The sequence below is a fragment of the Streptomyces sp. NPDC059828 genome (assembly GCF_042731955.1).
Classification (GTDB): Bacteria; Actinomycetota; Actinomycetes; order Streptomycetales; family Streptomycetaceae; genus Streptomyces.
Genome location: NZ_JBHWIW010000076.1, coordinates 1 through 20,865, shown reverse-complemented (window position 1 = coordinate 20,865; position 20,865 = coordinate 1). Strand labels below are relative to the sequence as shown.

The window sequence follows — 20,865 nt, the reverse complement described above, 5'->3', positions numbered from 1 at the left end:
GAACAAGCCCCACGGGGCTCCCTACGTTGTCTAGGCCCACCGTCAAGCATCACCTGGGACCAGAACGTCAGGCATCAGCTGGGATCCGACACGCTCAGAGGGCGATCGGCTTGTACGCCAGGGCTCGATCAACGACCTTCTCGGCGGTTAGCTCCGGATCGAAGTCCCAGAAGATGTAGTCGCTGACGTGGGGACATGCGAGTCCGCGTTGCAGTGCGTCCAGGATCGCGTCGGCATGGTGCTCGTCGGTGACCGAGTCGTCCATCAGGCGCTGCACGAGCGGGATGGCTTCCCTGCGGCTCATCCTCATGTGGTGTTCGCTGTTCACGCCGTGATCAATCGACGGCCGTCATGGCACCTGACGTGGGGCCCCGCCCCGTCCAGCGCATCGAGGAGACGGACCGCGTATGCCTCGACCATCAGCTCGGAGGCTTCGCTGGGCGCGATCCACTCAACTGCCGTCGACTCGTCGGAAGTTCGCTCCGTGCCGCCCGACGGCTTGCACCGGAAGACCAAGGCCACGACGCCTCGCGTCATGTTCTTGTAGATGCCGGTCAGCTCGTCCACCTCGACCCGGATGCCGGTCTCTTCCCAAACCTCGCGAGCAACGCCCTCCTGGGGGGACTCGTTGAGTTCGAGGACTCCGCCCGGGAGCTCCCACCGGCCGTTGTCCGCGCGGCGGATCGCCAGGAGTCGGCCGTCCTCGCGCACGACTGCCCCCGCGACGGACACAGAGTGCATCGGCGTTGACTGAGTCTCTCGGACGCTGTTACTCATGTACATGAGCATAGGAGAGTGAGAAGGACTGTGGAAACAGCTGTAGGGGGTGGCAGGGCCGTACCGAGGTACGTCCAGATCGCCGAGGAGATCGTCCAGCAGATCCGGGCGGGTGTCCTCAAACCTGGCGATCTGGTGCCGAGTGAATCCGAGCTGGTGGAGCGCTACGGCGTTTCCGGCGGGACGATTCGTAAGGCCATGGTGGAGGTTCGGGCGAGCGGGCTCGTGGACACGCGCCATGGCAAGGGCTCGATCGTGAAGGACCGGCCGCCCGTGCGGCTGCGTTCCTCGGATCGCTTCCGCGCCTCGCACCGCCGCGGCGGCAAGGCGGCCTACCTCGCCGAGTCGGCCCAGTCCGGTGCGACGGCCAAGGTGAGCGTTCTCTACATCGGCCCGATGGAAGCCCCGGAGGGGATCGCCGAGCGGCTGGACGTTCCCGCCGGCGCACAGGTCCTCGCCCGGCGACGCCTCTACTTCCGCAACGGCGTCCCGGTCGAGACTGCCACGTCGTACCTTCCGTGGGACGTCGTCAAGGACATCCCCCAGCTGTTCTCCGAGAACCCCGGCCCCGGCGGCATCTACGCCCGCCTGGAGGACGACGGCCACGTCTTCACCGAGTTCGTCGAGACACTTACCGCCCGACCGGCCGCCAAGGCCGAAGCCTCCGAACTCGCCCTCAGCCCTGGTGCGCCGGTGATTCACCTGCTGCGGAACGCCATCACCGAAGCCGGTCGCGTGGTCGAGGTCTGCGACACCCTTATGGCCGCTGACCAGTTCGTTTTCGAGTACCGCATCCCCGCCGCCGACTGACGCACCCTCAACTTCTCGCAACCCGCCGGGACTTCTTCGTCGCGGCGGGTTGACTCATATACAGGAGTCAGGCACTCTTCTTCATGTCACTCATGTACATGAGTAACGAAGTCCAGCACCTCTAAAGGAGTGATCTCTGTGCGTCAGATCCCCGTCGACACATCGGCCGCCGCCGTGATGGTGGCCCAGCCCCCTCAGGTCAAGGTGAAGGACCGTCGTACCGGTGAGCGTGCGATGGACGCGGAGACCGGTGCCGCGCTGTCGACCGTGGACGTGATGTTCGCGGCGAATGGTGAGGTGGAGATTCTTTCGGTGACCGTGCCCGAGACCGGCATCTCCGGTGATCTGGCCATGGGCACCCCGGTCGCTCTCACGGGCTTGATCGCTCGGCCTTGGGAGAACGAGTTCAACGGCCAGCGCCGTCACGGCATCGCGTTCCGCGCGGTCGCCGTCACGTCGCTCGCAGCCGGTGCCACGAAGCCCAAGGCGGCCTGATCATGTCGTGGCTGACCGCCCTCCTGGCGCTGGTAGTCGTCGCCGCGGGTCTTCTGCGGTGGTGGCGCCCAGCCTGGTACTGGCTGACCTTCGGGGTCGTCCTGGCCACGCTGCGGGTCCTGGTTCGGTACGGCTCGGTCATGGAGGCGTGCGGGCTGACCGTCCCGCCGCCGCGGTGGAGGCTCGCCATCGCCCGGATGGCCAACCGGCCCGCTCCCGAATCGCGTCCGCCGCGCATCCTGCGGCTGCGTCCGACCCGGACCGGCCTGGTCTTACGGCTGGGGCTCCAGCCTGGTCAGGACGCCTTCGACGTGGCAGCCGCATGCGACCGGCTGCGGCACTCGTTCGCGATGTACGGCGTCACCTCCCGCGAACTGCGCTCGGGTGTGGTCGAGTTGCGGATGACCGGCTACGACGTCCTCAAGCGAGTGCAGATGCCCGCCAAGGTCGACACCGCGCCGATGCGGGTTCCCGTCGCCCTGCGCGAGGACGGCGCCGTCCACTACCGCGACTACCGCAGCACCCCCCACGCCCTGACCCTCGGCGCCACGAAGTCCGGCAAATCCGTCTACCAGCGCAACCTGGTCGCCGAACTCGCCGCACACGAGGTGGCCTTAGTCGGCATCGACTGCAAACAGGGCGTCGAGCTGTTCCCGCTCGCCCGCCGCTTCTCCGCGCTGGCCGACAACCCCGACACCGCCGCCGAACTCCTCGACGCACTCGTCGCACACATGGAGGGCGTCTACCAGCTGATCCGGGCCGAACAGCGCATCAACGCCGACGTACCCGATGCGGAGATCGCCGCCGACATCTGGGACCTTCCCGAACACCTGCGTCCCACCCCGATCGTCCTGCTCGTCGACGAGGTCGCCGAACTCGCCCTGTTCGCCACCAAGGACGAGGAGAAGCGCCGCGACCAGATCATCACCGCCCTCGCCCGGCTCGCCCAGCTCGGCCGCGCCGCCGGCATCTATCTGGAGATCTGCGGCCAGCGCTTCGGCTCCGAACTCGGCAAGGGCATCACGATGCTCCGCGCCCAGCTCACCGGCCGCACAGCGCATCGCGTCAACGATGAAGCCTCCGCCAACATGGCCTTCGGCGACATCGCACCCGACGCCGTCCTGGCTGCCATCTCCATCCCGACCGACGCCCCCGGCCTCGCCGTCACCGGCGACTCGACCGGCGGCTGGGCCCGCATCCGCACCCCGCACACCTCGATGCGGCAGGCCGTGAACGCCTGCAACCGGCACGCCCACCGCACCCCCGTGCTGCCCGGCTTCGCCGCCTTCCGGCCCGAACTGCTGCCCACGGTCTCGCTCGTCAAGATTCCGGCCCCGACCGAGGCACCCGCCTCCGTCTGAGATCCGCCCCCATCCCGGTCGGCGCGACCACCTCGCGCCAAGGTCCTACCCCCGCCATGCCCAAAACGCCCTGCAAAGGAGGTGAAGACATGACCCGCTTACTCCGCGTCGACGCCGTCCTGGTGCAAGCAGTGATCGCCGGGGCTCTGTCCTTCGCCCACCTGCACGACCTCGCCGCTGCTGCCGGGCAGACCGGATGGAAGGCATGGGCCTACCCGGTCAGTGTCGACCTGCTCCTGGTCGCCGCCTGGCGTCGGCTGCGCAACGACGGCCCGTCCCGGCTCGCCTGGTGCTGGTTCCTGATCGCGCTGTTCGCCTCGCTCGGCGCGAACGTCGCTACCGCCGGGTTCCTCGACCTGGCCCACCCGCCCGCGTGGCTGCGCTTCGGCATCGCCGGATGGCCCGCAGTCGCCTTCCTCGGCGGCACCCTCCTCGCTCACTCGCCGACCACGGTCGCCCCCGAACCCGGCCCCGAACCGACCGAGAGTCTGCCGGCCGAACCGGCCCCCGCTGCTGAGCCTGCGCCCGTCGAGCCCTCGGAGCCTGCCCCGGCGCTGCCCGCAGCCCCCGAGCCCGCTCCGGAACCGGTGCCGGCCGTCCCGGCCGCGCTGGTCGACCACGCCCGCAAGGTCGCCGCCGAGCACCGCGCTCGTACCGGCAGCCCGATCGACACCGACACCCTGCGCGCCCGCCTCGGAGTCCCGCCCCAGCTCGCCGACGCCATCGCCGCCCAACTCACCTGACCAGAAGGGAGAACTCGTGATGCCCGCTCGTGACCACTTCCACTCCGTGATGCGGATCGGCCCCGTGCAGATCGGCACCCACCGCGACCGGCACGGCCGCACCAAGCACGCCGCCGTATGCACCGCCGACCGCTGTGGCTGGTCCGCCGACTACACCAGCCAGACCGCCGCCCAGCTCGCCGCCCGCACCCACCGCTGCCGCACCACCGACTGACCGGGAGACCCATCGCCATGGACGTACCGCTCTGGCTCGCCCTCATCGTCGTCGGCGCCCTCGGCATCAAGCTCATCCGCCCGCCGTGGTGGCTCGTCGCCGTGCTCCTCCTCGGCGGCTTCCTCCTCGCCGACAGCCTCCTGGCCCCCGTCATCGACACCGCCATCAGCAAGTAGCCCACCGCAGAAAGGAGAAGCACCCATGTTCCGACCGAAGATCCCCACCATGCCGACCCCGACCGGCATCGTCACCCCGCCCGCCGTCGAGCCGACCGCGATCGTCCAGCACACCCCCGCCCCGGCCCCGGTCCCCGTCGCCCCGGCAACACCGGCCCGGCCCACGATCCAGCTCACCCCCGGCACCGCGCTCGCCCTCATAGGCGGCGGCACCGCCGTCGTCCTGGTCGTGGGCGCGGTCCTGGTCTCGATGCTCCTCGCGGTCGCCATCACCGCCGCCTCGGTCGCGGTCTGCGCCGTCGTGCTCCGCTCGCTGCTCGCTTCCGAGACAAAGCGCCGCTGACCGGCTCCCGGGGCGGTCTCAACCGCCAAGTATCCGCCGCCCCGGAAGCCGTGCCCCTGCCCGAACCAACCGATCCGGAAGGAACACCCATCATGGCCCAGCCCACCACCGCCCCCGTGCGGGTCTGCTCGAACTGCGACGGCTTCCCCACCGTGAGGGTCACCCTCGGCGGCCGCGACCGACACGGAAACCTCCGCACCATCACCGTCTGCTGCCCGGCCTGCCACGGCACCGGCACCCGCATGGCCCGCCGCCCTGCCTCGTCCCGCATCGAGGTGGCCGCGTGACCGACACCGCCACTACGGCGGGCCTGGACCCGGCCATCCTCAGCGACGTGCTGCGGGTGGCCGGGTCCCCCGGCTTCGACCGCTGGAAGGACCAGGTGCACCGCACCGGCGGCTGCTCCGACCCGATCCACCTCACCGGCTGGACACTCGCCAAAGACCGCGTGACCGGAGAGACGCTCCGCCGCTATTCGACCGACACCGAGCCGGACGGACGCTTACGCGTCGCCTGCGGCAACCGCCGCGCCTCCCGATGCCCCTCCTGCGCCTACACCTACGCCGGAGACACCTACCACCTCATCCGCGCCGGGCTCGCCGGAGACGAAGCCAAGGACATCCCCGCCACCGTCCGCGACCACGCCCGGGTCTTCGCCACCTTCACCGCTCCCTCGTTCGGCCCGGTGCACAACCGCCCCGACCGCGGCGTCTGCCGCTGCGGCACCGCCCATGCCGAGAACGACCCCGCCCTCGGAACCGCCCTCGACCCGGCCACCTACGACTACGCCGGAACGGTCCTGTTCAACAACCACGCAGGCCAGCTCTGGCAGCGCTTCACCACCCGGCTCCGCCGCGAACTCGCCGCCCGCGCCGGACTCACCCAACGCGACCTCAAAGACGCCCTGCGCCTCTCCTACGGCAAGGTCGCCGAATTCCAGAAGCGCGGCGCCATCCACTTCCACGCCGTGATCCGCCTCGACGGACCCGACGGCCCCGACACGGCACCGCCCTCCTGGGCCACCGTGCAGCTGCTCACCGACTCCATCCGCGCCGCCGTCGCCCACTCCTACACCTCGATCACCGTCCCCGCCGCCGGGGATCAGCCCCGCCGGCCTTTCCGCTGGGGCCGCCAGCTCGACATCCGACCGGTCAAAGCCTTCGGCGACGGCTCCGACATCACCGAACAAGCCGTCGCCTCCTACGTCGCCAAGTACGCCACCAAAGCAGCCGAATCAACTGGCAGCCTCGACCGCCGGATCGGGAACCGGGAAGTCCTCCACCTCCTGGACGTGCCCGACCACCCCCGCCGCCTCATCGAGGCCTGCCTCGACCTCGCCCCGCTCTATCCCGACCGGAAGCTGGGCGCCTGGGCTCACATGCTCGGCTTCCGCGGTCACTTCTCCACCAAATCCCGCCGGTACTCCACCACCCTCGGGGCGCTGCGCCAGATCCGCGCCGACTACCGCGCCGCCCAGGAACAAGACGTTCTCGGCGACCCGGACACCGTGCTCGTCCTCGCCTCCTGGCAGTACGCCGGACACGGCCACACCCCCGGCGAATCCGCCCTCGCCGCCACCATCGCCAGAGACCTCCAGATCAACCGCCAAACCGCCCGCGAAGCCCTGCACGACCAACTCACCCTGGAAGGAGCCATTGCATGAGCACCACCGTGATCCAGAGGAAGTGGCACACCACCGCTGAGGTCGCCGACATGCTCGGCTTCGGTCTCTCCAAGACCAAGATGCTGGTCCTCACCGGCGAGATCCGTTCGGTGAAGGTGGGAAGGAACCGGCGGATCCTGCCCGCTTGGGTGGATGAGTACGTCGAGCGCGTCGCCACCTCCGCTGAGGGGTGGGCAGCATGAGCGGTAAGCGCGGCAATGGAGAAGGCTCCATCTACCCATACAAGAACGGCTACGCGGCCTACGTCTGGGTGACGAAGCCGGACGGCAAGCGGGCTCGCAAGTACGCCTACGGCAAGACCCGCGAGGAGGTCCACGAGAAGTGGCTCAACCTCCACGCCGAAGCCAAGAAAGGCCCCGTACAGACCACGCACCGGACGCTCGCCGCGTTCCTCGCGTACTGGCTGGAGTCGATCGTGAAGCCCAACCTCGCCCCGCTGTCGTACGTCTCGTACGAGGGATACGTGCGGCTCTACATCACCCCGTACCTCGGTGCGAAACGTCTCGACAAGCTCACCGTCCGGGATGTGCGCGAGTGGCTGACCAAGCTTGCGACCGTCTGCCAGTGCTGCGCCCAGGACAAGGACGCAAAGCGGGAGCCCAGCCGTCGGAAGTGCTGCGCGGTCGGCGAGTGCTGTGAGTCGTACCCGTCCCGCCGGGTCATCCAGGGTTCCCGCGATGCCCTGCGAGCCGCGTTGACCCACGCCGTGACCGAGGAGGAGATCAGCAAGAACGTCGCCTCCCTGGTGAAGGTGCCAAAGCCTCGTCGCCGCCGGATCAAGCCGTGGTCCGTCGCAGAGGCAGGCCGATTCCTCGCGGACGCAGCCTCCCGGGATGACCACCTCTTCGCGGCCTGGGTCCTCGTGCTCTGCCTCGGGCTGCGCCGCGGTGAGGTCCTCGGCCTGACGTGGAAGTCCGTCGACTTCGAGACCGGCGAACTGTACGTGGATCACCAGATCCAGCGGGCCGGGCGACAGATCCTCCACCGCGAGACGAAGACCGAGGACTCTGACGACTTCCTGCCTCTGCCAGCACTCTGCCTCAAGGCCCTGCACATGCGCCGTGCCCAGCAGCTCGGCGACAGGAAAGCTGCCGGAGAACTCTGGCAGGACAGTCACGACCTGATCTTCACCACGAAGTACGGCACCCCGATCGAGCCGGGCAACCTCACCCGCATGTTCGCGCTGCGTGCTCGTCGCGCTGGGCTCCGAGTGATCCCGCTGCGGAACACCCGGCACACGTGCAGCTCGCTCCTGGTCGCGCTCAAGGTCCATCCGAAGGTGGCTCAGCGCATCCTGCGGCACTCACAGATCGCCATGACGATGGAGGTCTATGCCGAGGCGAGCGAGGAAGAGGTACGCGCCGCGATCGGCAAGCTGTCCGACGCTATGGGCGGTACCAGCTGACGACGATCAGCGCGGTTGCTGTACTTCGCTGCTGTACAGCACGACAAAGCCCCCTCCGGGATGATCCCGAGGGGGCTTTGACCTGTGTGCACTCGGCAGGATTCGAACCTGCAACCTTCTGATCCGTAGTCAGATGCTCTATCCGTTAAGCTACGAGTGCTCGGCTTCCCGGGCTTTTCTGCCTGGTCGGCGTTGCGGGAACAACATTACATGACCTGTGCCGCCAGACGAAATCCATTAGGCGCACACCGTCTGACCTGCACAAATGGCTGGACGGGCGCCTCCGCGCCCACACCGCTCGCGACCCGGAACCCCAGCTCGGAGCACCCCGGAGACACGCACCCGGAACGACCGAAGCCCCGGCCGTCGGGCCGGGGCTTCGGTGTTGGTGCGGAGGCGGAGGGATTTGAACCCTCGATGGGCTTTAAGACCCAAACCGCATTAGCAGTGCGGCGCCATAGACCGGACTAGGCGACGCCTCCAGCACACTCGCGCGAGCGCGAGTGGTGCGTGCAGATGATGACACAGCCGGGTGGCTCGTCACCAATCGCTTCCCACGGTACTAGGCGCTCGGGCCCCGGAGCAAAGAACATTCTCTGCGCGTGCCGGTGGGCTCACCGGGCGGCGCGGGTGCGGGTGCGGCACACGGGTGCGATGCAGGTGAGGACGCCCACTCGGGTCAGTCCGGATTGCGCAACGCACGGGCGCGCGGAGCGTTAGAGATGCCGGGGCGGTCGGCCGCCCCTCACACGTGACCATCCAGGAGCATCCATGCTGCGCCGTCCCGCCCTGATCGCCACGGCATCCGTGGCCACTCTCCTCGCCGTCGTTCCCGGTGCGTCCGCGTCCGCGGCCCCGTCCGCACCCGCGCCCGCACCCCCGTCCTCGGAGGAGGCACTCCCGCTCCCGCTGCTCGAGCCGGGCGAGTCGTCCGACCGGCTCACCGTGATCACCTCGCGGACCGGCAATCCGAGGGCCGACGGCACCTACGAGCTGACCTGCGGCCCGGTCGGCGGCTCGCACCCCGCGGCGGAGGCGGCCTGTGACCGGCTCGAGAGGCTCGGCGAGGGCGGGAAGGACCCCTTCGCGCCGATGGGCGAGGACCGGATGTGCCCCCAGCAGTACGGCGGCCCGGCCACCGCCCACATCAAGGGGACGTGGCGGGGCAAGCCGGTCGACACCACCTTCACCCGTCGCAACGGCTGCGAGATCGGGCGGTGGCGGACGATGGAGCCGGTCCTGCCGACCGCCAGGTCGTAGCGGCCGGACCGGGCCGGGTCAGGGCGCCGGGAGGCGCCCGGCCGGCGCGGCGGGCCCCCCGTGCGCCGTCCGTTCCCGTCCGCACACAGAACCTCAGTGAGAGCTCCCCCTCATCCACCGCCGTATGACCACCCCCTGCCTTTAGACTCACTCCAGTGACAGGCCGCGGTCCGAGAGGGAAGATGGGGCCGGCCGTCCGCAAGATGCAGTAGGTCAGGGAGGAAGCGTCGTCGTGAGCAGCAGGCCATCCCGAGGCGCTGCTCGCCTCGCAGCCATACTCGACGCCCTTCCGGACGGGCTCGTACTCGTCAACTGCAACGGCACGGTGGTCAACGCGAACACCATCGCCTTGGAGATGTTCGAGACACCGGGTACGGCACTGGTGGGGCGAGGGCTCCTCGATCTCCTTCCGTCCTTCGACTCCAAGCTGATCCCGGGCTCGATGCGGCGGCCCGAATCCGCCGACGAGCGGGGCAGGACCAAGCCGACCCGGATGATCGCGCGGCGCACGGACGGCGGCGAGTTCCCCGTCGAGGTGACCAGCGCCAGCCTGGAAGACGGCCGGCAGGCATACGCGGCGGTCAACGGCGGCGGCAACATCGGCGGCTTCGCCGGCGCGGGTAGCTACACCGGCGACGAGCTGCTCATGCTCGTCGTCCGCGATCTCTCCGGCACCCTCGACACCGAGGCCGAACTGGCCCGCTCCCAGCGCCAGACCGAGATGATCCTGCGGGCCGCGGCCGAAGGTGTCGTCGGCACGGACACCGAAGGCCGCGTCGTCCTGGTGAACCCGGCCGCCGCGCAGATCCTCGGCTTCCGCGCCAGCGACCTCGGCGGCAGGGAGCTGCACCCGCTGATCCTGCACTCGCGGCCGGACGGCGAGCCGTTCCCGTACGAGGACTCGCCGCTCGCCGACACCCTCAAGTCGGGTCGCAAGCACCGGGTGCGGGGGCAGGTGCTGTACGCCAAGAGCGGCGAGCAGGTCCCCGTCGATCTGACGACGGCCCCGGTGCGGGACGGGGAGCAGCTGGTCGGCGCGGTGATGACGTTCACCGACCGGCGGCCGTACGAGGAGCTGCTCACGCAGCACACCGCGGAGGCCGCCGAGCGGGAGGAGCGGCACACCACCGAGGTCACGGCGCTGACCGAGAAGCACACGGCCGAGCTGGACGCGCTGACCGAGAAGCACACGGCGGAGCTCGCCGACCGGACCGAGCGGTACGCGGCGCAGGCCGAGGAGCTCGCCGAGCGGGAGACCGCGGCGAACGCCCGGCTGAGCCAGCTCACCGCGGTGCTCGGCGAGTCGCTTCGCGCACCGCTGGAGGAGCTGCGCGGTGAGCTCGGCAAGCTGGCCGCCGACCCGGCCGGACAGCTCTGGCCCGAGGCCAACCAGATACTGCACCACCTGGCCGCGGGCTATGCCCGGATGACCACGCTGGTCGACAACGTGCTCGGATTCCAGCGCCTGGATTCGGGCGCCGAGCCGCTCCAGCGGACCAAGGCGCTGCTCGACGGGGTGGTCGCGGCCGGTGTCGAAGGCGCCGTGGAGCTGATCGGCCCGGGGCGGGCGCAGTTCGCCGTGCACGCCCCGCGGATCGAGGCCGAGGTGGACGCCCCCCGGCTGGCGACCGCCCTGGCCCACCTGATCGCGGACGTCGCCGGAGTCGACTCGACCGGTCGCACCCGGGTCGTGGCATCCGCGGGCGGTGGTTACGTCGACTCCACGATCGTGGTCGCGACGGCCCAGCGCGGCGATGTCGTACGGATCGAGGTACGCGGCCCGTACCCCGGGGGCGACCCGGTGCACGAGCCGATTGTCCGCGGAATCGTGACGGCCCACGGCGGTCTGCTCCAGACGCACGAGGTGCCGGGGATGAGCGGGAGTGCGTACGTACTCGAAATGCCGCTCGGCGAGGGCGCGGGGATCGTTCCCGAGCCTCCCGCGGCCGCCGGGGCTCCGGCTGAGATCGCACCGGCCGAGACGGCGACGGCGGGCGGCGGCCGGCGGCGCGCACGCGCACGCCGTTCGAGCACGGACGCGTTCCTCGAAAGCGCCGTGGAAGCCGAGGCACCCGAACCATCGGTTGATCCTGGCAGCGCCGTCGCCGTCGCCACCGCCGGCACCGGGCGTCGTCGCGGACGTCCCAGCCCCGCCGAAGCCGCCGCGGAAGGCGATGCCGGCCGACCGGCGCTCGGCGCGACGGTTCCCCCCCAGGGCCTGGGCCCCGATGCCCTCGCAGCACCCCAGCCCACGGGCCGCAGGGCACGCCGGGCCGCGACCCAGGCGGCGCTGCCCGCGCTCCCCGCCCTGCCGGCGGCCTCCCCAGGGCCGTCCGGTGAGGACTCCGGCACCGCGGTCGGCGCGGCGGCGCTGGAGCCCGCGGGCGCGGTGGCCCAGCCCTCAGGTCGGCGTGCGCGCCGGGCGCTGGGCGTGGCGCAGCCCGCCGACGAATCCCGGAGCGCGTTCGCCCTGCCCCCCGCCGAGGCGGACCGGGTGGCGCACGCGCCCGCCGAGGACACGGACGAAGAAGGCCATCAGGGCCGCCACGAAGCCGTCGAGGGTGTGGACGCCGATCACACCCCTCCCCAGCCGCACCCCGTGAGCACCGAGACACCGCCGACGACGCCGACGCAGGACGGGGCGAGCTCCGGCTCCCTGCCTCTGCCCGCTCCGCTGCCCCCCGTGAAGACACAGCCTCAGCGAGCGGCTCAGCCGCTGCCCGCGGAGACCCCGCTGCCCACCGATGCCTCGCAGGGCAGGTCGTTCAGCGTGCGCACGCTGGGCCAGGGCGTGCCGTTCGCCCAGCAGGCGGCGCAGGCCCAGACCCAGACCCAGGGGCGCTCGCTCGGCGCCAACCAGCCGCTGGCCCAGGGCCGGTCGCTCGGCGCCAACCAGCCGCTGACCCAGGGCCGCTCCCTCGGCGCCAACCAGCCGCTGCCCCAGACCCAGTCGCCCACTTCCGCGCGTCGACGCAAGCTGGCCACCCGGCCCGACGACGCGACGCCGGAGACGGGTGCCCGCCCGCACCCCCAGCAGCGGCTCGGCACCCCCACTCCCCCCGAGGGCCGTGCCTACGCGATCGGCGCACCGGACGACGGCGCCGAGGGCCCCGAGCTGCTCGACGGCCCCGGCGGTGCCATCGAGGTCGCGAACCAGCCCGTGCCCCTCCCCGTGGACGACGAGCTGCCCCCGGAGCCGTTGGACAATCCGCGCAGGCTGCTGGTCTGGCCCGCACCGGACGTCGCCACCCAGCAGGCCCTGACGGACCGCGGCTACCGCCCGGTGATCGTGCACTCGCGCGAGGAGGTGGACGCGCAGATCGCCGCGTTCCCCGCGGCTCTCTTCGTCGACCCCCTGACCGGGCCGATCACCCGCACCGCCCTCCAGTCGCTGCGCCAGGCGGCGGTGGCGGCCGAAGTCCCGGTGCTCCTCGCGGCCGGTCTGGGCCAGGCGTCCCGCGAGGCGGCGTACGGCGCCGACCCCGCCGTGCTGCTCAAGGCCCTGGCCCCGCGCGACAGCGAGCAGCACCCGTCCCGTGTGCTGCTCATCGAGGAGAACGACGACATCGCGACCGCGCTGGCGGCAACCCTCGAACGCCGCGGCATGCAGGTGGCCCGCGCCCAGGGCGACACCGACGCCGTCACCCTGGCCCAGCAGATGCGCCCGAACCTGGTGGTGATGGACCTGATGCAGGTACGCCGCCGCCGCGCCGGGGTCATCGACTGGCTGCGCGCGAACGGCCAGTTGAACCGCACCCCGCTCGTCGTCTACACCTCGGCGGGACTCGACCAGGCCGAGCTCCCGAAGCTGTCGTCGGGCGAGACGGTGCTGTTCCTCGCTGAGCGCTCGACGAGCACCGAGGTCCAAGGCCGGATCGTGGATCTGCTCGCGAAGATCGGCACGAACTGAGCGTCGACACGAACTGAGCGCCTCACACAGCTGAGCGTCGGTACGAACTGAGCGCCTCGCACAGGAGGCTCCGGCAGAGCCAGGTGACGTGGTGCGCTTCGCCCGCTTCGGACGGCCGCACATGCCGCCCCGTGGTGGCCGGACGGCAGGGAGCCCCCGGCAGCGCGCCAGGGGCTCTCCGTACGGGCGATATGAGGTCAGTCGACTCGCGTGACGTCCAGCTCGCCTTCCGCGTACTGCCTGCGGATGACCTTCTTGTCGAACTTCCCGACGCTCGTCTTGGGCACCTCAGCGATGATCGCCCAGCGCTCAGGAAGCTGCCACTTCGCGATCCGCCCCGCGAGGAATTCCCGGAGCGACGTGTAGTCGGCCGTCGAGCCGGCCTTGAGCACGACGGTGGCCAGCGGGCGTTCGCCCCACTTCTCGTCCGGGACGGCGACGACCGCCGCCTCCGCGATCTCGGGGTGGGCCATCAGGGCGTTCTCGAGTTCGACGGAAGAGATCCACTCACCGCCCGACTTGATGACGTCCTTGGCCCGGTCGGTGAGGGTGAGGAAGCCCCGGGGGCAGATGACGCCGACGTCCCCGGTCCGCAGCCAGCCGTCCTGACTGAACTTGTCCTCGGGCCTGTGCGGTTCACCGTGCGCACCGCCGTAGTACGCGCCCGCGATCCACGGTCCGCGCACCTCCAGCTCTCCCGCCGACTCGCCGTCCCAGGGCAGGAACCCGCCACCGGGGCCGCGCAGCCGGGCCTCCACGCCGGCCGGGAAGCGGCCCTGCGTGAGGCGGTAGCCGAACTCCGCGTCCGTACCGACGGCGTCGGCGGGCGGTCGGGCGATCGTGCCGAGCGGGGAGGTCTCCGTCATGCCCCAGGCGTGGCAGACGCGCATGCCCAGCTTGTCGAACGCCTCCATGAGCGACGGCGGGCAGGCGGAGCCGCCGATGGTGACCTGGCCGAGGCAGCTCACATCGCGGGGCTTGGCGGTGAGTTCGGCGAGGAGGCCCTGCCAGATGGTGGGGACGGCGGCAGCGTGGGTCGGCCGCTCGGTCTCGATCATCTCGGCGAGCGGGCCGGGCTGGAGGAAGCGGTCCGGCATCAGCATGTTCACGCCCGACATCAGCACGGCGTGCGGCAGGCCCCAGGCGTTGACGTGGAACTGCGGCACCACCACCAGGCTGGTGTCGTCGTCCGTCAGGCCCATCGACTGGGCCATGTTGACCTGCATCGAGTGCAGGTAGATGGAGCGGTGCGAGTAGACGACGCCCTTGGGATCACCGGTGGTGCCCGAGGTGTAACACATGGCAGCGGCGGACCGCTCGTCCAGCTCGGGCCAGTCGTACGAGGCCGGCTTACCGGCGATCAGCTCCTCGTACTCGTGCACCTGGGCGTTCGCCCCGTCCAGCAGCGCCCGGTCGCCGGGCCCCGACACCACGACGTGCTCGACCGTCGGAAGGTGCGGCAGCAGCGGGGCGAGCAGCGGCAGCAGGGAGCCGTTGACGATCACCACCCGGTCGGCCGCGTGGTTGACGATGAACACCAGCTGCTCGACGGGCAGCCGCAGATTGAGGGTGTGCAGGACGGCGCCCATGCAGGGCACGGCGAAGTACGCCTCGACATGCTCTGCGTTGTTCCACATCAAAGTGGCGACACGTTCGTCCCCGTCGACCCCGAGGTCGTCCCGTAGGGCATGCGCCAGCTGCGCGGCCCGCTCACCGAGTTCCCGGTAGCTGCGCCGGTGCGGCTCACTCTCCCCTGTCCACGTGGTGACCTGCGAGGTCCCGTGGATCGTCATCCCGTGCTTCAGGATGCGGGTCACGGTCAGTGGTACGTCCTGCATGGTGCTCAGCACGGCGTCCTCCCGGTGGGCGCACAGCTCTCGGCTCACGGCCGGGGGACATCGCCCCCGGACACCCTGGAGTAAGTAGGGGTGTGCAGATTCTGCGCACATACCGCTCGGTATGTCACTACCTCCGGGTAGCCCTTTTCCGGCTGCGGCCCCAGCCTGTACCAGCGAGCCGGGCCCACCACGGGTCAAACGCGGGTCAACGCACCGGCACGAGCTCCGGGTCGTCGCGCAGCTTGCCGAGGGCACGGGAGACCGCGCTCTTGACCGTGCCGACGGAGACTCCGAGCACCTCCGCGGTCTGGGCCTCGCTGAGGTCCTCGTAGTACCGCAGCACGACCATCGCGCGCTGGCGGTCCGGGAGTCGCATGACCGCGCGCCACATCGCGTCGTTGAGGGCCTGGCGCTCGGCGGGGTCCGGCTCGGGGATGCTTGGGGGTTCGGGGAGCTCGTCGCAGGCGAATTCGTCGACCTTGCGCTTGCGCCACTGCGAGGTACGCGTGTTGAGGAGCGCGCGGCGGACGTAGCCGTCGAGTGCCCGGTGGTCCTCTATACGGTCCCAGGCGACGAACGTCTTGGTGAGTGCGGTCTGGAGGAGGTCCTCCGCGTCGCAGGGGTTGGCCGTGAGAGAGCGGGCGGTCCGCAGCAGTACGGGCCCCCGCGCCCGTACGTACGACGAGAACGACGGATACGTCGCCGCCCTGGAAGCGGTCGCGCAGACTGGCGTGGTCATGGCTCCACGCTATGAGCGGGCTGTGCGCCACCGGATCGACCCAAGGTGCCGAAAGCGGGTCCCCCTCAAGTTGTAGGGGCGCCGTAAGCCCAACCTCCCCAAGGTGGAGGGGATCAGCCTCACGGGTAGGGGGTCGAGGAGCCCCCGCCTCGGCGCCGGCGGCCCTGATCGCCGTCCGCGTACGCGCTGAGCAGGCTGTTTCAGCCGTCAGACCCCAGTATGAGACCGGAGGTCGGCACCCCCGTCCCCGCTGTGACCAGGGCGGTCCCGGCGCCTGCCACCTGGTTCACCGAGGTGCCCCGGATCTGGCGGACCGCCTCCGCTATGCCGTTCATCCCGTGCAGATACGCCTCCCCCAGCTGCCCTCCGTGCGTGTTGAGGGGCAGCGTGTCCGCCGCGACGAAGTCGGCGGCCTCGCCCGGCTTGCAGAAGCCGAACTCCTCCAACTGCATAAGGACAAAAGGCGTGAAATGGTCATAGAGGATGCCGACGTCGATGTCGCCCGGGCCGAGTCCGGCGGTCCTCCAGAGCTGACGGGCCACGACACCCATCTCCGGCAGGCCGGTGAGTTCGTCCCGGTAGTAGCTGGTCATCTGCTCCTGCGCACGGCCCGCCCCCTGTGCCGCCGCGACGATGACGGCCGGTGGCCGCCGCAGACCCCTGGCCCGCTCCAGCGAGGTCACCACGATCGCCTGGCCGCCGTCCGTCTCCTGGCAGCAGTCGAGGAGACGCAGGGGCTCGACGATCCACCGGGACGCGGCGTGGTCCGAGAGTGTGATCGGTTTGCCGTGGAAGTACGCGGCGGGGTTGCGGGCCGCGTGGCGACGGCCGGTCACGGCGACATGGCCGAACGCCTCGGGGGTGAGCCCGTACGCGTACAGATAGCGCTGCGCGGTCATCGCCACCCACGAGGCGGGGGTGAGCAGCCCGAACGGCAGGTACCAGCCCAGCGCCGCGCCCTCCGCCGACGGCTCACGGCGCTGCACACCGGAGCCGAACCTGCGGCCGGATCGCTCGTTGAACGCCCGGTAGCAGACCACGACCTCGGCGACACCGGCGGCGACGGCGAGGGCCGCCTGCTGGACGGTGGCGCAGGCCGCGCCGCCGCCGTAGTGGACACGGGAGAAGAAGGAGAGCTCACCGATGCCCGCCGCCTGGGCGACGGTGATCTCGGGGCTCGTGTCCATGGTGAAGGTGACCATGCCGTCGACATCCGCGGGGGAGAGCCCGGCGTCGTCGAGTGCGGCCCGTACGGCCTGGACGGCGAGAGTGAGCTCACTGCGGCCGGAGTCCTTCGAGAACTCGGTGGCTCCGATGCCGGCCACCGCCGCGCGCCCGCCGAGGGAATCGGCCCTGCGCACACTCACGATCCCACCTCCGTCATGGATGCCGGCAACTGGACGGTGACCGTGCCGGTGACGTGGTGCCCGATGCCGTTCGCCCCGACGACCCGCACCCGCACGGTGCCCGACTCCGGCTCGGACTCGGCGACCGTGCCGGTCAACGTCATGGTGTCGCCCGGGTAGTTGGGGGCGCCGAGCCGGATCTCCACCTTGCGGAGCACGGCCGTGGGCCCGAAGTGGTCGGTGATGTACCTGCCGACGAGCCCGTTGGTCGTCAGGATGTTCATGAAGATGTCCGGCGAGCCCTTCCCCCTGGCGAGCTCCGCGTCATGGTGCACATCCTGGTAGTCGCGGGACGCGATCGCTCCGGCGACGATCAGGGTGCGGGTGAGGGGGATCGTCAGCGGAGCCAGCTCACTGCCCACGGGTGGGACGCTCATTGGACCTTCTCCTTTGCCAGCAACAGTCCCAGCTCCTCGAGGAGTTGTGCGCCGCAGCCCAGGTACGCGTCCAGCTGGCGCCCCCACAGGAAGTGCCGGTGGACCGGATGGTCGATGTCCGCGCCGAGGCCGCCGTGCAGATGCTGGCCCGTGTGCACGACGCGCTTGCCCGCCTCGGACGCCCACCAGCCCGCGACCAGCGCCTGCTCTGCGCACGGCAGCCGCTCGTCGCACCTCCAGGCCGCCTCGTATGCGGTGACCCGGATCGCCTCGGTGTCCATGTACGCATCCGCCGCCCGGAGTTGGACGGCCTGCTTCGTGGCGAGCGGGCGGCCGAACTGCTCCCTCACCGAGGTGTACGCAACGGCCCGGGCGAGAGAGCCCGCACAGACTCCCGCCTGGAGTCCGGCGAAGGCGATGCGGGCCACGGCGAGCACGTCCTCGTACGCCCCCGTGCCGGGGCTGCCGTTGCCGAGTCGCTCGGCCGGTGTGCAGTCCAGGGTGAGCCTGGCCGCCGCCCAGGGGGCCGTGGTCTCCACCGCGGTGATCTCCGCGTCCGCCGCCCGTACCAGCCACAGCGACCGTGCCGTGTCCGGGACGAGCACATGGGTGGCGTCCCTCAGCCAGGGCACCCAGGCCACCGTGCCGGTCAGCCGCCCGTCTCCCTCGGCCCGCACCGTTCCGCGCTCCGGGAAGGCGCCGGTGGCGACCGCGCTCCCGGCCCGCAGCGCCGGCAGCAGACGTGCGCGCTGCTCGGGCGTGCCGTGCCGGGACACCGCGAGCACCCCGTGGACACAGCTCGCTGCCAGCGGCACCTGCGCGGTCGTACGGCCCTGCTCCTCCAGCAGCAGTACGAGCCCGAGCAGCCCGATCTCCTCCACGGCGCCGGGCAGCCCGGCCGCACACAGCGCCTTCCACAGCTCGACATCCGTGCCGGTCCCGGCCGCGGCCAGCCGTTCATGCGTGGACAGGTCGGCGAAGATCCGGGCGGCCAGCTCACGGGCCGCGTCCTGTTCCTCGGTGGGGGTGAAGTCCATGTCAGACCGCACCGTCCCCTGCCCGACCCACTGCCCCTGCCCCTGCCCCTGCCCCTGCGACCGGGCGGAACACGGGAAGTTCCCGTGCCCCGGCCCCCTCGTCCCCGTCCACTCGCATGAACTCCAGCCGCACGGGAAGCCCGATGCGGACCTCGTCGCACGGGACACCCACCACGTTGCTGACCATCCGGACCCCCTCGGCCAGCTCGATCAGCCCGACGGCGTAAGGGGGGTCGAAGGCGGGGAACGGCGGGTGGTGCATCACCACGTACGAGTAGACGGTGCCCTCGCCACTCGCCTCGACGGTGTCCCAGCGCGCCGAGCCGCATCCGCCGCATCCCGGCAGCCAGGGAAAGCGGAGCGCGTCGCAGTCCGCGCAGCGTTGGATCAGCAGCCGGTGCTCGGCGACGCCCTCCCAGAATCCGGCGTTGTCGCGGTTGATCACCGGCGCAGGGCGGTGTGCCTCGCGTGGCCGCTGCCGCGTCGTCGCCGCCCCGCCACCACCGGCCGGTGCGTACTTCAGCACCCGGAAGCGGTGCGTGCCCGCGGGCTCGCCGGCCGCCCGGATGTCCATCCGCGTGGTGATGAAGTGGCCCGCGCCCAGCTTGGTCGTCTTGCGCCGCGACACCGACTCGATGACCGAGTCGAAGGTGATCCGGTCGCCGGGGCGCAGCGGGCGCAGATACTCCTGCTCGCAGTCGGTCGCGACGATCGAGGTGTAACCGGCGCTGTCCAGCAGTGCGGACAGTTCGTCGTACGCCCCCGAGCGCTCGGCGTACCCCGAGAGCCCGCCCATCGTCCAGGCCTGGAGCATCGTGGGCGGGGCGATCGCGTCCGCTCCGGTGTACGCCGGGTTCGTATCACCCATCGCCTCGCACCAGTGCCTGATCATCGGCTCGTTGACCAGGTCCTTCCCGGTTCCGGGGGCGGCTGTGGGGCGCCCTTCATAGGACTTCAGACGCGTGTACAGCTCCTCGTCCTCCGTCGCTTCCCCGCTCACCGCTTCCCCCTCCTCATACCGAGCCGCGTCGTGGCCACGATCTCCCGCTGCACCTCGCTCACCCCGCCCCCGAAGGTGTTGATCTGCGCGGCCCTGTTCATCCGCTCCAGCTCCCCGCCGTCACCGAAGACCCCCGGCGAACCGGCCCTCACCAGTGCGGCGTCCCCCGCGATCTCCTGGCACATCCGGTACACCTCGACGGCCGACTCCGTCCCGGCGAACTTCACGCCGCTGGCATCGCCCGGTGCCAGCCGGCCCGCTCCCACGTCCGCGACCAGGCGCCAGTTGAGCAGGCGGGTCGCCGCGAGCCTGGCATGCACCTCGGCGATCCTGGACCGCACCCACGGCTGGTCCAACGGGCGCTCGCCGGTCAGCGGATCGGGGCGGCGGGCATGGTCGAGGGCCGCGGCGGCGAAGTCCTCCGCCTGCATACCGACGGCGGCGAGGGCCACACGCTCATGGTTGAGCTGGTTGGTGATGAGCTCCCAGCCGTGGTTCTCCTCGCCGACCAGATACGTGGCAGGGACCCGTATCCCGTCGTAGTAGGTGGCCGTCGTGGTCAGACCGCCGACCGTCCGGATCGGGGTCCAGGAGAAGCCGGGGGCGTCCGTCGGCACCAGGATGATCGAGATCCCCTGGTGCTTGGGGGCCTCGGGGTCCGTACGGCAGGCCAGCCAGATCCAGTCGGCGTTCTGGGCGTTGGAGGTGAAGACCTTCTGTCCGTCGATCAGCCAGTGGCCCCCGGCGGCGTCCCTCACGGCCCGGGTGCGCAGGGCGGCGAGGTCGGTACCCGCGCCAGGCTCGCTGTAGCCGATCGCGAACACCACGTCCCCGCTCAGGATCCGCGGGAGGAAAGTGGCCTTCTGCTCCTCGGTGCCGTATCTCATCAGGGTCGGACCGACGGTGTTCAGCGTGACCATCGAGACCGGAGCGCCGGCGCGATACGCCTCGTCGAAGAACACGAACTGCTCGTCGGGGCCGCGCCCCTGGCCCCCGTAGGCGACGGGCCAGCCGAGTCCGAGCATCCCGTCGGCGCCGATCCGCCGCAGCAGACGGCGCTGTTCGGACGCGTCGCCTGGAGGCGGTGGCCCGTCGGGCATCAGCTCGCGGAAGTACGCGCGGAGTTCGGCGCGCAGCCGCTTTTGGCGCGCGGTCGGTGCAAGGTGCACGGCGGCATCCTCCCGAAGGGGATGGGGTGGGGGCGGTTCCCTGAATACGTTTCTGACTGTCCGTCAGATCGACTGGAGCTGTCAAGGGAACGGCCGACGGCCTGTGCGGCGGTGCCACCGC

Annotated in this window: 22 protein-coding genes and 2 tRNA genes; 13 read left to right on the top strand and 11 right to left on the bottom strand. The window is 70.8% G+C overall.

Going from position 1 to position 20,865, the window contains the following annotated elements; genetic code table 11:
* Positions 1–94: 94 nt before the first annotated feature.
* Together ACFV6V_RS29915 and ACFV6V_RS29910 are read right to left on the bottom strand one after the other, a co-directional pair.
* The gene (locus ACFV6V_RS29915; RefSeq protein ID WP_385570965.1) at positions 95–304 is read right to left on the bottom strand and encodes an e9imm peptide; all 210 of its coding nucleotides are present in this window, start codon (positions 302–304) and stop codon (positions 95–97) included.
* A 20-nt stretch (positions 305–324) separates the two neighbouring features.
* Positions 325–789 carry an NUDIX hydrolase gene (locus ACFV6V_RS29910; RefSeq protein ID WP_385570964.1) on the bottom strand — a complete coding sequence of 155 codons (465 nt, stop codon included), beginning with the start codon at positions 787–789 and terminating at the stop codon, positions 325–327.
* Between the two features lie 18 nt (positions 790–807).
* Here ACFV6V_RS29910 and ACFV6V_RS29905 point away from each other — a divergent pair, with 18 nt between their 5' ends.
* From ACFV6V_RS29905 to xerC, 11 genes are all read left to right on the top strand, one after another.
* On the top strand, positions 808–1,587 hold the full coding sequence (locus ACFV6V_RS29905) for a GntR family transcriptional regulator (protein WP_385570963.1): 780 nt from the start codon (positions 808–810) through the stop codon (positions 1,585–1,587).
* Positions 1,588–1,725: 138 nt separating this feature from the next.
* Positions 1,726–2,082 carry a hypothetical protein gene (locus tag ACFV6V_RS29900; RefSeq protein ID WP_385570962.1) on the top strand — a complete coding sequence of 119 codons (357 nt, stop codon included), beginning with the start codon at positions 1,726–1,728 and terminating at the stop codon, positions 2,080–2,082.
* Positions 2,083–2,084: 2 nt separating this feature from the next.
* On the top strand, positions 2,085–3,443 hold the full coding sequence (locus ACFV6V_RS29895; RefSeq protein ID WP_385570961.1) for an FtsK/SpoIIIE domain-containing protein: 1,359 nt from the start codon (positions 2,085–2,087) through the stop codon (positions 3,441–3,443).
* A gap of 89 nt (positions 3,444–3,532) precedes the next feature.
* Positions 3,533–4,186 carry a DUF2637 domain-containing protein gene (locus tag ACFV6V_RS29890; RefSeq protein WP_385570960.1) on the top strand — a complete coding sequence of 218 codons (654 nt, stop codon included), beginning with the start codon at positions 3,533–3,535 and terminating at the stop codon, positions 4,184–4,186.
* Positions 4,187–4,205: 19 nt separating this feature from the next.
* On the top strand, positions 4,206–4,400 hold the full coding sequence (locus tag ACFV6V_RS29885; RefSeq protein ID WP_385570959.1) for a mobile element transfer protein: 195 nt from the start codon (positions 4,206–4,208) through the stop codon (positions 4,398–4,400).
* Between the two features lie 17 nt (positions 4,401–4,417).
* Entirely contained in the window at positions 4,418–4,576 is a 159-nt protein-coding gene (locus ACFV6V_RS29880; RefSeq protein ID WP_017947661.1) for a hypothetical protein, read from the top strand.
* Positions 4,577–4,601: 25 nt separating this feature from the next.
* The gene (locus ACFV6V_RS29875) at positions 4,602–4,919 is read left to right on the top strand and encodes a SpdD-like protein (RefSeq protein WP_385570958.1); all 318 of its coding nucleotides are present in this window, start codon (positions 4,602–4,604) and stop codon (positions 4,917–4,919) included.
* Positions 4,920–5,011: 92 nt separating this feature from the next.
* A complete protein-coding gene (locus tag ACFV6V_RS29870) occupies positions 5,012–5,206 on the top strand; it encodes a hypothetical protein (protein ID WP_385570957.1) in 195 nt (64 codons plus the stop codon).
* Entirely contained in the window at positions 5,203–6,582 is a 1,380-nt protein-coding gene (repSA, locus tag ACFV6V_RS29865) for a replication initiator protein RepSA (protein ID WP_385570956.1), read from the top strand. Before ACFV6V_RS29870 ends, repSA begins: the two co-directional genes overlap by 4 nt.
* The gene (locus ACFV6V_RS29860) at positions 6,579–6,785 is read left to right on the top strand and encodes an excisionase family DNA-binding protein (protein ID WP_385570955.1); all 207 of its coding nucleotides are present in this window, start codon (positions 6,579–6,581) and stop codon (positions 6,783–6,785) included. Before repSA ends, ACFV6V_RS29860 begins: the two co-directional genes overlap by 4 nt.
* Complete coding sequence (xerC, locus tag ACFV6V_RS29855) at positions 6,773–8,008, top strand: tyrosine recombinase XerC (RefSeq protein WP_385570954.1); 1,236 nt, start codon at positions 6,773–6,775, stop codon at positions 8,006–8,008. Before ACFV6V_RS29860 ends, xerC begins: the two co-directional genes overlap by 13 nt.
* Before the next feature lie 87 nt (positions 8,009–8,095).
* On the opposite strand, the gene ACFV6V_RS29850 is transcribed toward xerC, so the two are convergent.
* Together ACFV6V_RS29850 and ACFV6V_RS29845 are read right to left on the bottom strand one after the other, a co-directional pair.
* A tRNA-Arg gene (locus tag ACFV6V_RS29850) sits at positions 8,096–8,168 on the bottom strand.
* Between the two features lie 231 nt (positions 8,169–8,399).
* Positions 8,400–8,490: transfer RNA gene (locus ACFV6V_RS29845), tRNA-Ser, on the bottom strand.
* A 289-nt stretch (positions 8,491–8,779) separates the two neighbouring features.
* Between ACFV6V_RS29845 and ACFV6V_RS29840 the strand changes: the two genes are divergently transcribed.
* Positions 8,780–9,268, top strand: coding sequence for an SSI family serine proteinase inhibitor (locus ACFV6V_RS29840; protein WP_385570953.1), 489 nt, complete (start codon positions 8,780–8,782; stop codon positions 9,266–9,268).
* A 232-nt stretch (positions 9,269–9,500) separates the two neighbouring features.
* On the top strand, positions 9,501–13,178 hold the full coding sequence (locus tag ACFV6V_RS29835; RefSeq protein ID WP_385570952.1) for a PAS domain-containing protein: 3,678 nt from the start codon (positions 9,501–9,503) through the stop codon (positions 13,176–13,178).
* A 197-nt stretch (positions 13,179–13,375) separates the two neighbouring features.
* Here ACFV6V_RS29835 and ACFV6V_RS29830 read toward each other — a convergent pair whose 3' ends face one another.
* The 7 genes from ACFV6V_RS29830 to ACFV6V_RS29800 all read right to left on the bottom strand — a co-directional run bounded on the left by ACFV6V_RS29830 (position 13,376) and on the right by ACFV6V_RS29800 (position 20,744).
* Positions 13,376–15,028 carry a long-chain fatty acid--CoA ligase gene (locus ACFV6V_RS29830; RefSeq protein ID WP_385570966.1) on the bottom strand — a complete coding sequence of 551 codons (1,653 nt, stop codon included), beginning with the start codon at positions 15,026–15,028 and terminating at the stop codon, positions 13,376–13,378.
* Between the two features lie 193 nt (positions 15,029–15,221).
* Positions 15,222–15,755 carry a SigE family RNA polymerase sigma factor gene (locus tag ACFV6V_RS29825; protein WP_361280905.1) on the bottom strand — a complete coding sequence of 178 codons (534 nt, stop codon included), beginning with the start codon at positions 15,753–15,755 and terminating at the stop codon, positions 15,222–15,224.
* 200 nt (positions 15,756–15,955) lie between these two features.
* Positions 15,956–17,122, bottom strand: a complete 1,167-nt coding sequence (locus ACFV6V_RS29820) for a lipid-transfer protein (protein WP_385570951.1) — start codon at positions 17,120–17,122, stop codon at positions 15,956–15,958.
* On the bottom strand, positions 17,119–17,538 hold the full coding sequence (locus tag ACFV6V_RS29815; RefSeq protein ID WP_385570950.1) for a MaoC family dehydratase: 420 nt from the start codon (positions 17,536–17,538) through the stop codon (positions 17,119–17,121). The genes ACFV6V_RS29820 and ACFV6V_RS29815 overlap by 4 nt, the downstream gene beginning before the upstream one ends.
* Positions 17,535–18,575 (bottom strand): acyl-CoA dehydrogenase family protein, encoded by a 1,041-nt coding sequence (locus ACFV6V_RS29810; RefSeq protein ID WP_385570949.1) that lies wholly within the window; start codon positions 18,573–18,575, stop codon positions 17,535–17,537. Before ACFV6V_RS29810 ends, ACFV6V_RS29815 begins: the two co-directional genes overlap by 4 nt.
* Position 18,576: 1 nt before the next feature.
* Positions 18,577–19,575 carry a bifunctional MaoC family dehydratase N-terminal/OB-fold nucleic acid binding domain-containing protein gene (locus tag ACFV6V_RS29805; protein WP_385570948.1) on the bottom strand — a complete coding sequence of 333 codons (999 nt, stop codon included), beginning with the start codon at positions 19,573–19,575 and terminating at the stop codon, positions 18,577–18,579.
* Entirely contained in the window at positions 19,572–20,744 is a 1,173-nt protein-coding gene (locus ACFV6V_RS29800) for an acyl-CoA dehydrogenase family protein (RefSeq protein WP_385570947.1), read from the bottom strand. Before ACFV6V_RS29800 ends, ACFV6V_RS29805 begins: the two co-directional genes overlap by 4 nt.
* Positions 20,745–20,865: the final 121 nt, after the last annotated feature.